Raw genomic sequence first — 13,232 nt, forward strand, 5'->3', positions numbered from 1 at the left:
GGCCTCGGCCCGGCGTACCCCCGTTGCATGTCCGATTGCGCGCTGTGGTTCCGTTCGTGGAACCCCGGCGCGCAATCGGGCATCGAGGCGGCGGGCGATTTGCCGGAGAACGTTGACGCCCTGCAAGAACTTGCAGTTGCTCGACGTCGCCATCGCCACCCAACGGTCATCACTTGACCTGCATTTATGCCCTCCTCTTGTCGAGATGTGGCCCACCTCTCGACGAATCTGAACGAAGCCTGTACTCTCCACGGCAAGATCTGGCCAGATCCTGCAAGTTCTTGCACCGATCCCGGCGACGCCGCCGGATGACGAGCCCGACGGTGGGCGTCGTCGACGACAAGGAGAGAACCCATGCAGCACCCCGTCCCCAGACCCCGCATCCCCCGGGCCTCGACGCCCGCATCGGCGCCTGCCACGGCGTCGGCCGCAGCCCTCCCCGGGGCGCGCACCCTCCCCGGGCCGCGCGCGCTCGCCCGCCTGCTCGCGGCCCTCGCGCTCGCCACCCTGCTCGCCCTCGCCGGCGCCCCGGCCGCGGCGCCGCCCGCCCAGGCCGCGCCCCCGATCCCGAGCGGCGGCGCGACCTCGCCCAACGGCCGCGGCGACGTCATCCTCAACCTCTTCCAGTGGACCTGGGACTCCGTGGCCGCCGAGTGCGAGAGCACCATCGGGCCCGCCGGCTTCGGCTACGTGCAGGTCTCCCCGCCGCAGGAGACGATCCAGGGCACCGCCTGGTGGACGTCCTACCAACCCGTGAGCTACAAGATCGAGGGCAAGCTCGGCGACCGCGCCGAGTTCGCCGCCATGGTCGAGTCCTGCAACAGCGCCGGCGTCGAGGTCATCGCCGACGCCGTCATCAACCACACCACCGGGGCCGACGGCGGCTCCGGCACCGGCACCGCCGGCAGCTCCTACGGCATCGACTCCTTCCCCGGCATCTACGGCGCCGAGGACTTCAACGACTGCCGCACCAACATCACGAACTACCAGGACCGCTACCAGGTCCAGAACTGCCGCCTCGTGTCCCTGCAGGACCTGCGCACGGGCTCGACCCACGTGCAGGACACCCTCGCCGGGTACATGAACGACCTGCTCTCCCTCGGCGTCGCGGGCTTCCGCATCGACGCCGCGAAGCACATCCCCGCGAGCGACCTCTCCGCCATCAAGTCGAAGCTCACCGACCCGGACGCCTACTGGGTCCAGGAGGTCATCGGCGCCTCGGGCGAGCCCGTCCAGGAGTCCGAGTACGTGGGCACCGGTGACGTGCACGAGTTCGACTATGCGCGCCAGCTGAAGTCCGACTTCGACGGATCGATCGCGAACCTGCAGCACATCGCCGATGGCAAGCTGCCCTCCGACCAGGCCGGCGTGTTCGTCGACAACCACGACACCGAGCGCAACGGCGAGACCATGAACTCCACCTGGGGCGCGAAGTACGTCCTGGCCAACACGTTCATGCTGTCCTACCCCTACGGCTCCCCGTCGGTGTACTCGGGCTACACCTTCACCGACAAGGACGCCGGCGCCCCCGGCGCGACCGCCACCTCCGTGCCGGACGCGAACTGCGACTCCGACGCCTGGACCTGCACCCAGCGCTGGACCGAGATCCAGGGCATGGTCGGCTTCCACAACGCGGTCGCCGGCACCGAGGTCACGAACTGGTGGGACGACGGCGCCAACCAGATCGCCTACGGCCGTGGCGACAAGGGCTTCGTCGCGATGAACAACACCGGCTCCGCGACCACCCGTACCTACACGAGCTCGCTCCCCGCGGGCACGTACTGCGACGTCGTCGCCTCGAGCAACTGCTCCGAGACGATCACGGTCGCGGCCGACGGCACCTTCTCGGCGACCCTCCCCGCCTACGGGGCGCTCGCCCTGCAGGTGGGGAAGACCTCCGAGGGCACCACGCCGGACCCGGGCAACGAGCCCGTCGCCGGGAAGGTCTCCGTGAGCGTGCAGGCCACGACCACCTGGGGCCAGGACGTGCGGATCGTCGGCTCCGTGCCGGCGCTCGGCAGCTGGAAGCCCGCCTCCGGCGTGGCCCTCGACCCGGCCGGCTACCCCGCCTGGACCGGTTCCGTGGACCTCCCCGCCGGCACGAGCTTCGAGTACAAGTACGTGAAGGTCGACGCCTCGGGCGCCGCCGTCTGGGAGTCGGGCGCGAACCGCACGGCGACTGTCGGCGCCGACGGGAAGCTCAGCCTCTCCGACACCTGGAAGTAGCACCCTGACCGGCGCGGGCCCGCAGCATGGCGGGCCCGCCCCGATCGCCGCTGACCCGGCCCGGCCCCGGCTCGGCTCGGCTCGGCCCGCCCGTCTAGGCTCGCCCGGCTCGGCCCGCCCGGCTCGGCCCGCCTCTCACCCGTGTCCGATTGCGCGCTGAGCTTCCACCAATGGTTCTCCAGCGCGCAATCGGACACGTTGCTCGTGCGGCCGCTGTGGGTCCACGCCTCGCGGGCCCGCCTGCAGAGCTCGTTCGCTGCCCGTTTGCGCGCCTGTGTTCCGCTCGTGGAACTCAGGCGCGCAAACGGACATCGGGAGGGGAGGAGGGGGCGGGACGCAGGGAGGGGGCCGGGAGGGGCGCAGGGCGGGGAGGTGGGGGCGGGTTGCAGGGGAGGTGGCGGTTCGGGGCGCGGGGGAGGCGGCGGTCAGGCGCCGGAGTCGGAGGCGCCCCCGCCGTCGGACGCCGATCCGCCGGCGCCGGGCGCCGCGGAGCCGGGCACGCCGAAGAGGCGCTGCCCGAACATCGTGTCCTCGGTCCCGATCCCGGGGAGGATCGCGAACAGGCCGCTCGCCACGTGCTGCAGGTACTCGGTGAGGGCGTCGCTCCTGGTCATGCGGTCCAGGATCGGGTAGAAGCCGGCCCGCGGGTCCCGCACGAAGGCCGCGAAGAACAGGCCGCCGTCGATCCGGCCCAGGGAGTCCGAGCCGTCGGTGTAGTTGTAGCCGCGGCGCAGCATCCGGGCCCCGTCGTTGTTCTCCGGCGCGACGAGGCGGATGTGGGCGTCCGTCGGGATGAGCGGGGACCCGCCCTCGGCGGCCTCGTAGTCCGGGGCCGTGAACTCGGCGCGGGAGGCGGAGGGGTCCGCGACGGAGAGCGGGGCGCCGTAGCGCTTGTCCCGACCGATCGTCGCCTCCTGGTCGCCGAGCTGCAGGCGGTCCCACACCTCGAGGTGCATGCGGATCTTGCGCAGCGCGAGGTAGGTGCCGCCGGAGAGCCAGTCGCCGCCGTCGTCGCCCTCGGCGACCCAGAGGTGCTCGGCGAGCACGTCGGCGCCGTCCTCCGCCTTGACGTTGAGGGTGCCGTCCTTGAATCCGAAGAGGTTCCGCGGGGTCTCCTGCGCGGTCGACGTGGACGAGGTGCGGCCGTAGCCGATCTGCGTCCAGCGCAGCGCCGCGGTGCCGAAGGCGATGCGGGTGAGGTTGCGGATCGCGTGCATCGCGACCTGGGCATCGTCCGCGCAGGCCTGCACGATGATGTCGCCGCCGGAGTGCTTCTCCTGGAGCGCCTCGTTCGCGAAGGTCGGCATGCCCGCCTCGAGCACCTCGGTGATCCGGGACGCGAGGCCGAACCGGTCCTTCCCGTCGGCGTCGAGGAAGATCCCGCGGCCCACGCCCACGGTGATCGTGAGCGAGCTGGGCGGGTAGCCCCAGGCCTCGCCGGTGTCCCGCGGGGCGGCGTAGGGGTTCGGGTCCGGCTCGCCGCCGACTAGCTCTCCCGCGGTCATCTGCTCGGCGGCGACGCTCCAGTCCGCCATGAGGGTGCGGAGGTCCTCGAGGTCCGACGTGGTGACGTCGAAGGCGGCCGTGAACAGGTAGTCCTGGGCGGCGGTGGTGATCCCGGACTGGTGCTCCCCGCGCAGGGGGTGGGAACGGGAGAGCGGGTCCGCGGAGCCCTCCCCGGCGGCGCCGCCGCGGGAGTCCGCGGCGCGCATGCCCGCCGCGCCGAGCAGACCGCCCGCGAGCAGGGCGCCGCCGGCGGCGCCGAGCAGACCGCGGCGGCCCACGCCGCCCGCGCGGGCGCCGCTCGAGCGCGCGGAGCCGTCGGCCGACGCCGACGCCGGCGCGACGTCGTCGGGCGTCGTCCCGCTCGTGGGCCGCATGCCCTCGGGCGTTCCGTCGGCCGACGTCCCGACCCCGGGGACGTCCTCCTGATGCTGCCGATCCACCGTTCCCGCCCCGTCGCTCAGTGCAGGATCGTGCCGGCGACCTGCGAGAGGCTCTCCGAGAGCGCGTTGACCGCGTCGGAGATCGCCCGCTGGGCGTCGGTGTAGGAGTCGTCGCCGGGGGCCTCGCCCGCGTCCTCCTGGACGGAGGCGATGGTCGAGTAGTCCACGAAGGCGGGCTCACCGTCGGGCGTGGTGCCGTCGGTGTGCTTGTCGAGCTCGGCCTGGACCGCGTCGAAGCGCTCGGAGATGTCCTTGTCCAGCGCCTCGTCCTTCGCGACGACGAGGGCCTGCACGTTCCCGTAGGCGACCTGGGCGCCCTGCAGGTTCGCCTGGAAGTCGTCGAGGTCGGTGTGGGAGAAGGTGTCCTCCTCGCCCACGATCTTGCCGGTCGCGACCTCCTCCATGAGCCCCTGCGCGCCCTGGACCACGTCGTTCAGCGTGATCGTGAAGGCCGCGCCGCCGAGGCCGGTGCGCTTGCCGTAGACGATGTCGTAGAGGGTCTGGATGTTCTTGTTGAGGTCGTCGGCGGCGGCCTTGCGGGCGGCGTCGTCGGCGAAGGAGAAGGGTGAGCCGTCCTCGGTGAAGAGGTCCGCCTCGATGCGGTGCCAGCCGGTCCAGCCCTTCAGCACGGAGGGGTCGGTGACCTCGGTGCCGGCGTCCGCGGCGAGGTCCTGGACGCGGGCGTCCATCGCCATGTCGAGGTCCCCGGCCTCCTCGATGCCGAAGACCTCCGCGGTGGGCTCGATGCGCTCGTAGGGGCGGCGGCCCTGGGCGAAGAGCGAGCGGGCGAGCTCGCGGTCGCCGCTCACGTAGGCGTCGGTGAACTCCTTCGCGCTCGTCACCAGCAGGCCCACCTGGTCCTTGATGTACGCGGCGTAGTCGGTGACGGCCTTCTCCTCGAGGGCGGCGGTGTCCTCGTCGACCTCGACGGCCTCGCCCGCGGTGACGGTGAAGGCGGCGGTGCCCACGAGGGCGCCCACCATGTTCGGCTTGCTCGCCGTGAAGTAGGAGCCCTCCGCGAGGGAGGTGGTGAGCTCGACGCTGCTGCCGGGGCCGATGTTCTCCTTCTCGGAGATGATCCGCAGCTTGTCCTCCGCGAGCACCTCGAACTCGTTGGGCACGGTGCCGTTGTTCGTGATGGTGAAGGTGACCTGGCCGGAGGGGACGCTCGCGGTGGAGAGCTCGCACGCGTCGTCCGTGAGGGTCACGGTCACGGCGCCGGCCGCGCCGCCGCCGTCGGAGGCGGAGGAGGAGGCGACGCCGGGGTTGTCGGTGCACGCGGCGAGGGCGAGGCCCAGCAGCGGCAGGCTCCCCAGCAGGAGGCGGCGCGAGGGCAGGGTGCGGGACGAGGGGGTCATGGTGCTCCGGTGGTTCGGGCGACGGGGTCGCGCGGGGTGAGACGGGTTGGGGTGGCGGCCGCGGCGGCGCGGCTCAGGCGTCCGCCGGGCCGGCGGCGGGGGCGACGGCGGGCGAGACGGGGGCGTGCTTCCGCGGGGAGCGGGTGCGCACGACGAACAGGGTGCCGACGGGCACGAGGTAGAGGAACCAGCCGACGACCTGCAGCACCGTCGGGTTCACGTTGAGCTGGAACATGGCGCCGAGCAGCACGTACAGCCAGTAGATCGGGGAGCTCGGGGCGGGCAGCGCGGCGGAGAGGTCCCAGGCGCGGTCGTTCAGACCGGGCAGCACGCCGGCCTCCTGCAGGTCGCCGATGCCGTAGGCGGTGATGCCGGCGGCGACGAGGATCAGCAGGCCGCCGGTCCAGGTGAAGAAGGTCCCGAGGTTCAGACGCAGCGCGCCGCGGTAGATGAGCACGCCCAGCACGATCGCGACGGCGAAGCCGGTGAGGATCCCGGCGGTGGTGACCCAGGTGGAGCTCGCGACGGAGGACTTCACGGTCGCCCAGAGGATGAGCGCGGTCTCGACGCCCTCGCGGCCCACGGCGACGGCGGCGATGACGACGACGCCCCAGCCGCGGCCGTCCCGCAGCGCCTTCTCGAGCCCCGACTCGAGCTTCTGCTTGAGCTCGCGGGCGTTCTTCGACATCCAGAAGATCATCGAGGTGGTCAGCGCGACCGCGAGCAGGCTGAGCGTGCCGCCGAGGATCTCCTGCGCCTGGAAGGTGAGGGTCTTGGGTCCCCAGGTGAGGATGGCGCCCACGGCGAGCGGCACGATCGCGGCGAGGGCGACGCCGGCCCAGAGCCGCGGCAGCACGTCGCGGCGGTCCGAGCGGACCAGGTAGGCCACGAGGATGCCCACCACGAGCGAGGCCTCGAGGCCCTCGCGCAGGGCGATGAGCAGGTTGGGCAGGAACATGCGGTGGCACTCCGGAAGGGATCGGGCGGCCCCCAGCGGGTCGTCGATCAAAAAGTAAGGCGACCCTCACGTAATTGTCCAGCGGGGGTCCTCCACCGGACATGTGGCCCCGCTCACGGGCACGTGGACGGACGGGCCGCCGTCGCCGCCGGGTGCATGCTGGTCCGCATGCGCCTTCCGCCCTCGACCCCGGATCGCCCGGCCCCCACGACCGCCGTTCCCGCGCCGCCCCGCCTGCGTGCGGACCTCCCCCGCGCGGTCGGGCTCGTGGTGCTCGTGGCGCTCGCCGTGCTCGCGGGGGACCTGCTCACGAGCACCGGCGCTCTGGACGGGGTCGACCGGCGTGTGCAGCAGGCGCTCGCCGTGAGCGCGGGCGGCGCCGGGGCCCGGCTCGCGCTCCTCGTCGACCTCGTGCTGGGGCCGCGGACGGCGCCACTGCTGGTCGTGGTGCTCGGCGTGGCCGTGGGGATGGGTCGCCGCAGCGGTCAGGAGGGCCTGCGCACGGTGCTGCTCGCGGCGGTGCCGTGGGCGCTGAGCAAGCTCGTGAAGCTGCTCGTGGCCCGGCCCAGGCCGGGGATCACCGACCCCACCGACCTCGTCGACCCCTCGACCGTGCACCAGCTGCTGGTGCCGATGCCGACCTCGTCGAGCTTCCCGAGCGGGCACACCGCGATCGCGGCGGCGCTCGGCTGCGCGCTCGTGCTCTCCCTGCGGCCGGGGCGAGGCCGATGGGTCGCGATCGCGGGGGCGGTGCTGCTCGCCCTGGTGGCCGCGTGGTCCCGGGTCGCGCTCGGCGTGCACCACGGCACCGACGTGGTCGCCTCGCTCGTGCTGGTGCCGCTGCTCGCCGTGCTGTGCGCGGGCCTGCTCGAGGGGCGGCTGCCCCGGCGACCCGTCGGGACCTGAACGGGGTCAGGCGGCGGCGCGGCTCGACCCCTTGCCGGTCCGCGGTGCGAGGCGGAAGGCGACCACGGCGGAGGTGATCGCGGCGGTCGCCATGAGCGCGGCGAGCACGACGATCTGGAACCGGCCCGCCTCGAGCGGGGACACGCCGCCGAAGATCGCGCCGACGAAGGCGCCCGGCAGGGTCACGAGCCCGGTGGTGCGGGTCTGGTCGGTGGTGGGGATGATCGCCTCGCGCAGCCCGTGCCGCGCCATGTCGATGGTCGCGCGGCGAGGGGTGGCGCCGAGGGCGAGCCAGCCCTCGACCTCGTCCCAGCGGTCGGCGACCGCCTGCACGACGCGGCGCCCGGCCAGGGTCGAGGTGGTCATGGCGTTGCCGATGACGATCCCGCCGATCGCGAGGGCGTAGCGGGCGGTGGGCTCGATCGCCCCCGCCGTGAAGACCACGGCGAGGGGGACGAGCACCCCGCCGCCCATGGCGAGGGCGGTGAGGGGGAGGTGCGTGCGCAGGTCGCCGAGGCGCCGGGCGCTCGTGGCCGCGGCGACGGTGAACATGACCGCGAGAGCGAGCGCCACCCAGCGCACGTCGGTGATGACGCCGGAGAGCACCACGCCCAGCAGGGCCAGCTGCACGGTGCCGCGGAGGATCGCGAGCGCCGAGGCGAAGCGGTGCGGCACGCGCGCGGCGCCGAGCACCGCCGTGGTCAGCACGGTGAGCAGCAGGACGCCCAGCAGGGTGCGCACCACGGTCTCGGTGTCGGGCACGACGGCTCCTCCTGCCTCGGGTGGACGGACCTCCGCAGGGTAGTCCCCGTCCGGCGGGCGATGAGACGACGATCACGGTCCGCGGGCCGGAATAAAGCAAGCTCGAACTGGCGAAAAGGTGCGAGGCGAGGCTAACCTCAGCATGTCCGGTTCCGGTTCGTCCGCACCGCAGGACCCCGCCCTTCCCCTCTTCACGAAGCCCGAGGCTCCCCATGACCACCGCCCTCAGCCGCCGCACCCTCGGATCCGCCTCCGTCGCCGGAGCGCTCGGTCTGCTCCTCGCCGCCTGCAGCGGCGCCGACGCCGACACCGCCGCGGGCGCCTCCGACGCTGGCGGCGCCGCTGGCTCCGTCGGTACTGTCGAGATCGAGGACAACAACGGCACCCAGACGATCGTCACGCCTCCCGCCTCCGTCGTCGCGACCGACAACCGCACCTTCGAGACCCTCGAGGCCTGGGGTGTCCCCCTCACCGCCGCCGCCCGCGAGCTCATGCCCACGACCATCGGCTACAAGACCGACGAGTCGATCGTGGACCTCGGCAACCACCGCGAGCCCGACCTCGAGGCCGTGGTCGCCGCCCAGCCCACCCTCATCATCAACGGGCAGCGCTTCACCCAGTTCCACGACGACCTCGCCCGCCTCGCGCCCGACGCGACCGTGCTCGAGCTCGACCCCCGCGACGACCAGCCCTTCGCCGACGAGCTCAAGCGCCAGGTCACCGCGCTCGGCACGATCTTCGGCAAGGAGACCGAGGCCGCGGACCTCGGCACCGGCCTCGACGCCGCCATGGACCGCGTGAAGGCCGCCTACGACGGCTCCTCCACCGTCATGGCCGTGAACGTCTCCGGCGGCGAGATCGGCTACATCGCCCCCGGCGCCGGCCGCACCCTCGGCTGGGCCTTCGAGGCCCTCGGCCTGGTCCCCGCGCTCGAGGTCGAGGGCGCGAGCGACGACCACCAGGGCGACGACATCTCCGTCGAGGCGATCGCCTCCGCGAACCCCGCCTGGATCCTCGTCATGGACCGCGACGCCGCCGTGAGCGCCGACGACCCCTCCTACGAGCCCGCCGCACAGGTCCTCGAGGCCTCCGAGGCGCTCGCCGGCGTCACCGCCGTCACCGAGGGCAACATCCTCTACATGCCGGAGGACACCTACACCAATGAGGGCATCCAGACCTACACCGAGTTCTTCGAGAGCTTCGCCGACGCCCTCGAGAAGAAGGCCTGAGCCCCCGGGCAGGAACCTCCCGCATGACCTCCCGCGCCACCACCGCGCGACCCGCGACCGCGCCGGCACCCCGCCGGCGCGGTCGTGAGCGCCTCCTCGACGTCAAGCTGCTGATCGGCCTCGCCGTCGTCGGCGCCCTGCTCGTCGCCTCCCTGTTCACCGGCGTCTACGACCTCGGCGCGGAGGACGGCGCGCAGATGTTCGCCATCACCCGCGTGCCCCGCACGATCGCGCTCGTCCTCGCCGGCGCCGCCATGGCCATGTCCGGCCTGGTCATGCAGCTGCTCACGCAGAACCGCTTCGTCGAGCCCTCGACCACCGGCACCACCGAGTGGGCGGGCCTCGGCCTCATCGCCGTCATGATCCTCGCCCCGCAGTCCTCGCTGCTCACGCGGATGGGCGTCGCCGTCGTCTTCGCCTTCATCGGCACGATGGTCTTCTTCGCCGTGCTGCAGCGGGTCACCCTGCGCAGCTCCCTCATCGTCCCGATCATCGGGCTCATGCTCGGCGCGGTCGTCAGCTCCGTCTCGACCTTCGTGGCGCTCCAGTTCGACGCCCTGCAGATCCTCGGCGTCTGGTTCGCCGGCTCCTTCACCTCGGTGCTGCGCGGCCAGTACGAGGTGCTGTGGGTCGTCGCCCTCGTCGCGGTCGCGGTGTTCGTCCTCGCGGACCGCCTCACCGTCGCGGGGCTCGGCGAGGACGTCGCGTCGAGCGTTGGCGTGAGCTACCGGCGGATGGTCCTCGCGGGCACCGCCCTCGTCGCCCTCGCGACCGGCGTGGTCACCGTGGTGGTCGGCAACCTGCCGTTCCTCGGGCTCGTGGTCCCCAACATCGTCTCGATGCTGCGCGGTGACGACCTGCGCTCGAACCTGCCGTGGGTGTGCCTGCTCGGCATCGGCGTGGTCACCCTGTGCGACCTCGTGGGCCGGATCGTCATCATGCCCTTCGAGGTGCCGGTCTCCCTCATCCTCGGCGTCGTCGGCGCCGCGGTGTTCATCGCCCTCCTCCTGCGGCAGCGCCGACGTGGCTGAGCGCGTGACCGCCCCGATCACGGATCCCGTCATGGGCACCGTCGGCTCCGTCGGCCTCGACGACTCCGCCGGTCCCGCATCCGCCGCCCCTGCCGCGCGCAGCGGCTCCGGCGCCTTCGCGGACGCCCGCTCCCGCCGCCGCTACCTGATCGTGCTCATCGCCCTCCTGCTCGTCGCCGGCGGCTGCGCCTACGCCCTGCTCGCCGTCGGCAACCCGATGCCGCCGGGCAGCGAGGGCTTCCGGCTCATCGCGAAGATGCGCGCCACCTCCGTGACCACGATGCTGATCGCCGCGTTCTGTCAGGCCACCGCCACGATCGCCTTCCAGACCGTGACCGCGAACCGCATCATCACGCCGTCCCTGCTGGGCTTCGAGTCGCTCTACACGGCGATCCAGACCACCGCCGTGTACGTGCTCGGCGTGGCGGGCGTCGTCGCGATCCAGGGCACCGGGCAGTACCTGCTCCAGGTCGCCGCGATGGTGGGCCTCTCGATGCTGCTCTACGGCTGGCTGCTGCGCGGCCGCTACGCGGACATGCAGGTCATGCTGCTGATCGGCATCATCCTCGGCGGCGGGCTCGGCTCGATCTCCTCCTTCATGCAGCGCCTGCTCACCCCGAGCGAGTTCGACGTGCTCTCCGCGCGGCTCTTCGGCTCCGTCTCCAACGCGCGCGTCGAGTACCTGCCCTGGGCGATCGGCCTCGCCGGCATCGCGGGCGCCGGGATCTGGCTGAGCGCGCGGAGGCTCGACGTCCTCGCCCTCGGCCGGGACGTGTGCCTGAACGTGGGCGTCGACCACCGCCGGCAGACGCTCCTGGTCCTCGTGCTGGTCTCCGTGCTCATGGCGACCTCGACCGCGCTCGTGGGACCGATGACCTTCTTCGGCTTCCTCGTCGCGACCCTCACCTACCAGCTCGCGGGCACCCACGCGCACCGCCTGCTGCTGCCGCTCGGCGTGCTGCTCGGCTTCGTCGTGCTCGCCGGCGCCTATCTCGTCATGGATCACGTCTTCTACGCCGGCGGCGTGGTCTCCGTCATCATCGAGCTCGTCGGCGGCACGGTCTTCCTGGTCGTGCTGCTGCGGAAGGGCCGTCTGTGATCGCCATCGACACGGTGCGCAAGCGCTACCGCTCCGCCGACGGGACCGTCGAGATCGGTCCCGTGACCCTCGAGATCCCCGCCGGCGGCGTCACCGCCCTCGTGGGCCCGAACGGTGCGGGCAAGTCCACCCTGCTCACGATGGTGGGGCGGCTGCTCGGGATCGACGAGGGCGCGATCGAGGTCGCCGGGTACGACGTCTCCCGCACCGCCTCGAAGGACCTCGCGAAGGTCCTCTCCGTGCTGCGCCAGGAGAACCACTTCATCACCCGGCTCACGGTGCGCCAGCTCGTGGGCTTCGGCCGCTTCCCGCACTCGCAGGGACGCCTCACCGCGGCCGACGAGCAGAAGATCAGCGAGGCCATCGACTTCCTGGGCCTGCAGGAGCTCGAGTCCCGCTACCTCGACCAGCTCTCCGGCGGGCAGCGCCAGCGCGCCTACGTCGCCATGGTCCTCGCCCAGGACACGGAGTACGTGCTGCTGGACGAGCCGCTGAACAACCTCGACATGCGCCACAGCGTGCAGATGATGCGCCGCCTGCACGCGGCCGCGCACGAGCTGGGCCGCACGATCGTCGTCGTGCTCCACGACGTGAACTTCGCGGCCCGCTACGCGGATCGCATCATCGCGATGAAGGACGGCCGGGTCGTCGAGTCCGGGCCGGTCGCCGAGATCATGGACGGGGCGCTGCTCAGCCGCGTCTTCGACACGGACGTGCAGGTGATCGACGGGCCCGACGGCCCCCTCGCCGTGTACTACTGAGCGCGGGGGCCGACGGGCCCGTCGGCGCCGTCAGCGGGTCACTTGGTGGCAGGGTCCGTGCCGCCGCGGCCGGCCTCCCCGCGGTCCAGGCCGTCGATCGCGGCGATCTCCTCGGCGGTGAGCCGGAGCTCCGCCGCGGCGAGGTTCTCCACGATGCGCTCCGGGGTGACGGACTTCGGCAGCGCGACGATGCCGTGCGCGAGGTGCCAGGCGAGCACGACCTGCGCGGGGGTGGCGTCATGGGCGGCGGCCGCCTCCGTGATCACCGGGTTCTCGAGCAGGTCGGACTTGCCCTGGCCCAGCGGGCCCCACGACTCGGTGACGATGCCGTGGCGGGCGTGCACCTCGCGCAGCTCGGCCTGCGGGAAGTAGGGGTGCAGCTCGATCTGGTGCACGGCGGGGACCTCGCCGGTCGCCTCGATGATCTCCTCGAGCTGGGGGAGCGGGAAGTTCGAGACGCCGATCGAGCGGACCAGGCCGCGCTCGCGCAGCTCGATGAGCGTCCGCCACGCCTCGAGGTACTTGCCCTGCGAGGGGGCGGCCCAGTGGATGAGGTAGAGGTCGACCTGCTCGATGCCGAGGCGCTCGAGGGAGGCCTCGGCGGCGGCGATCGCGTCGTCGTGGGCGTGGGCGTCGTCCCAGAGCTTGGTGGTGACGAAGACGTCGTCGCGGTCCAGACCGGAGTCGCGCAGGGCCTGGCCCACGCCGTCCTCGTTGCCGTAGATCCTCGCGGTGTCGACGTGGCGGTAGCCGGCGCGCAGGGCCTGGCCGGTGACATCGGCGGTGACCTCGGCGTCCACCTTGAAGACGCCGTAGCCGAGCTGGGGGATGGAGCGGCCGTCGTTGAGCGGGACGGAGGGCACGGGGGGCATCGGAGCGCCTTTCCTCAGGAACAGGGGGATCGTCGCCGAGCGTACGCGCGGGGTGCCGGGCGGGATCAACCCTTCGGACGATGG

Annotated in this window: 12 protein-coding genes; 7 read left to right on the plus strand and 5 right to left on the minus strand. The window is 72.5% G+C overall.

Features of this window, described 5'->3' with window-relative positions; translation table 11 throughout:
- Positions 1–27: 27 nt before the first annotated feature.
- Entirely contained in the window at positions 28–177 is a 150-nt protein-coding gene (locus tag ABD080_RS05500) for a hypothetical protein (RefSeq protein ID WP_168198004.1), read from the plus strand.
- A 177-nt stretch (positions 178–354) separates the two neighbouring features.
- Positions 355–2,226: a carbohydrate-binding module family 20 domain-containing protein gene (locus ABD080_RS05505; protein WP_137769509.1), complete on the plus strand. Its 1,872-nt coding sequence runs from the start codon at positions 355–357 to the stop codon at positions 2,224–2,226.
- A 425-nt stretch (positions 2,227–2,651) separates the two neighbouring features.
- Here ABD080_RS05505 and ABD080_RS05510 read toward each other — a convergent pair whose 3' ends face one another.
- From ABD080_RS05510 to efeU, 3 genes are all read right to left on the minus strand, one after another.
- Positions 2,652–4,106, minus strand: a complete 1,455-nt coding sequence (locus ABD080_RS05510; protein WP_343903927.1) for a Dyp-type peroxidase — start codon at positions 4,104–4,106, stop codon at positions 2,652–2,654.
- An 83-nt stretch (positions 4,107–4,189) separates the two neighbouring features.
- On the minus strand, positions 4,190–5,530 hold the full coding sequence (gene efeO, locus ABD080_RS05515) for an iron uptake system protein EfeO (protein ID WP_343903928.1): 1,341 nt from the start codon (positions 5,528–5,530) through the stop codon (positions 4,190–4,192).
- A 73-nt stretch (positions 5,531–5,603) separates the two neighbouring features.
- Positions 5,604–6,488 (minus strand): iron uptake transporter permease EfeU, encoded by an 885-nt coding sequence (efeU, locus tag ABD080_RS05520; protein ID WP_343903929.1) that lies wholly within the window; start codon positions 6,486–6,488, stop codon positions 5,604–5,606.
- A 168-nt stretch (positions 6,489–6,656) separates the two neighbouring features.
- On the opposite strand from efeU, the gene ABD080_RS05525 reads away from it, so the two are divergent.
- Complete coding sequence (locus tag ABD080_RS05525) at positions 6,657–7,394, plus strand: phosphatase PAP2 family protein (RefSeq protein ID WP_343903930.1); 738 nt, start codon at positions 6,657–6,659, stop codon at positions 7,392–7,394.
- Between the two features lie 6 nt (positions 7,395–7,400).
- Here ABD080_RS05525 and ABD080_RS05530 read toward each other — a convergent pair whose 3' ends face one another.
- Positions 7,401–8,156 (minus strand): ABC transporter permease, encoded by a 756-nt coding sequence (locus ABD080_RS05530; protein WP_343903931.1) that lies wholly within the window; start codon positions 8,154–8,156, stop codon positions 7,401–7,403.
- A 212-nt stretch (positions 8,157–8,368) separates the two neighbouring features.
- Here ABD080_RS05530 and ABD080_RS05535 point away from each other — a divergent pair, with 212 nt between their 5' ends.
- The 4 genes from ABD080_RS05535 to ABD080_RS05550 are packed head-to-tail and all read left to right on the plus strand — an operon-like array spanning position 8,369 to position 12,276.
- Positions 8,369–9,385: a siderophore ABC transporter substrate-binding protein gene (locus ABD080_RS05535; protein ID WP_343903932.1), complete on the plus strand. Its 1,017-nt coding sequence runs from the start codon at positions 8,369–8,371 to the stop codon at positions 9,383–9,385.
- Positions 9,386–9,408: 23 nt separating this feature from the next.
- A complete protein-coding gene (locus ABD080_RS05540) occupies positions 9,409–10,416 on the plus strand; it encodes an ABC transporter permease (protein ID WP_343903934.1) in 1,008 nt (335 codons plus the stop codon).
- Between the two features lie 31 nt (positions 10,417–10,447).
- A complete protein-coding gene (locus tag ABD080_RS05545) occupies positions 10,448–11,515 on the plus strand; it encodes an iron chelate uptake ABC transporter family permease subunit (protein ID WP_377827293.1) in 1,068 nt (355 codons plus the stop codon).
- The gene (locus ABD080_RS05550; protein WP_137769516.1) at positions 11,512–12,276 is read left to right on the plus strand and encodes an iron ABC transporter ATP-binding protein; all 765 of its coding nucleotides are present in this window, start codon (positions 11,512–11,514) and stop codon (positions 12,274–12,276) included. The genes ABD080_RS05545 and ABD080_RS05550 overlap by 4 nt, the downstream gene beginning before the upstream one ends.
- Before the next feature lie 38 nt (positions 12,277–12,314).
- Here ABD080_RS05550 and ABD080_RS05555 read toward each other — a convergent pair whose 3' ends face one another.
- The gene (locus tag ABD080_RS05555) at positions 12,315–13,148 is read right to left on the minus strand and encodes an aldo/keto reductase (RefSeq protein WP_343903936.1); all 834 of its coding nucleotides are present in this window, start codon (positions 13,146–13,148) and stop codon (positions 12,315–12,317) included.
- Between the last annotated feature and the right edge of the window lie 84 nt (positions 13,149–13,232).

This window comes from Brachybacterium rhamnosum (assembly GCF_039526185.1).
In the GTDB taxonomy this organism is placed as follows: domain Bacteria; phylum Actinomycetota; class Actinomycetes; order Actinomycetales; family Dermabacteraceae; genus Brachybacterium; species Brachybacterium rhamnosum.

Excerpts from the sequence above, each read along its gene's own strand:
- ABD080_RS05500 (WP_168198004.1), top strand. The coding sequence starts at position 28 with ATGTCCGATTGCGCGCTGTGGTTCCGTTCGTGGAACCCCGGCGCGCAA.
- ABD080_RS05505 (WP_137769509.1), top strand. The coding sequence starts at position 355 with ATGCAGCACCCCGTCCCCAGACCCCGCATCCCCCGGGCCTCGACGCCC.
- ABD080_RS05510 (WP_343903927.1), bottom strand. The coding sequence starts at position 4,106 with ATGCGGCCCACGAGCGGGACGACGCCCGACGACGTCGCGCCGGCGTCG.
- efeO (WP_343903928.1), bottom strand. The coding sequence starts at position 5,530 with ATGACCCCCTCGTCCCGCACCCTGCCCTCGCGCCGCCTCCTGCTGGGG.
- efeU (WP_343903929.1), bottom strand. The coding sequence starts at position 6,488 with ATGTTCCTGCCCAACCTGCTCATCGCCCTGCGCGAGGGCCTCGAGGCC.
- ABD080_RS05525 (WP_343903930.1), top strand. The coding sequence starts at position 6,657 with ATGCGCCTTCCGCCCTCGACCCCGGATCGCCCGGCCCCCACGACCGCC.
- ABD080_RS05535 (WP_343903932.1), top strand. The coding sequence starts at position 8,369 with ATGACCACCGCCCTCAGCCGCCGCACCCTCGGATCCGCCTCCGTCGCC.
- ABD080_RS05540 (WP_343903934.1), top strand. The coding sequence starts at position 9,409 with ATGACCTCCCGCGCCACCACCGCGCGACCCGCGACCGCGCCGGCACCC.
- ABD080_RS05545 (WP_377827293.1), top strand. The coding sequence starts at position 10,448 with ATGGGCACCGTCGGCTCCGTCGGCCTCGACGACTCCGCCGGTCCCGCA.
- ABD080_RS05555 (WP_343903936.1), bottom strand. The coding sequence starts at position 13,148 with ATGCCCCCCGTGCCCTCCGTCCCGCTCAACGACGGCCGCTCCATCCCC.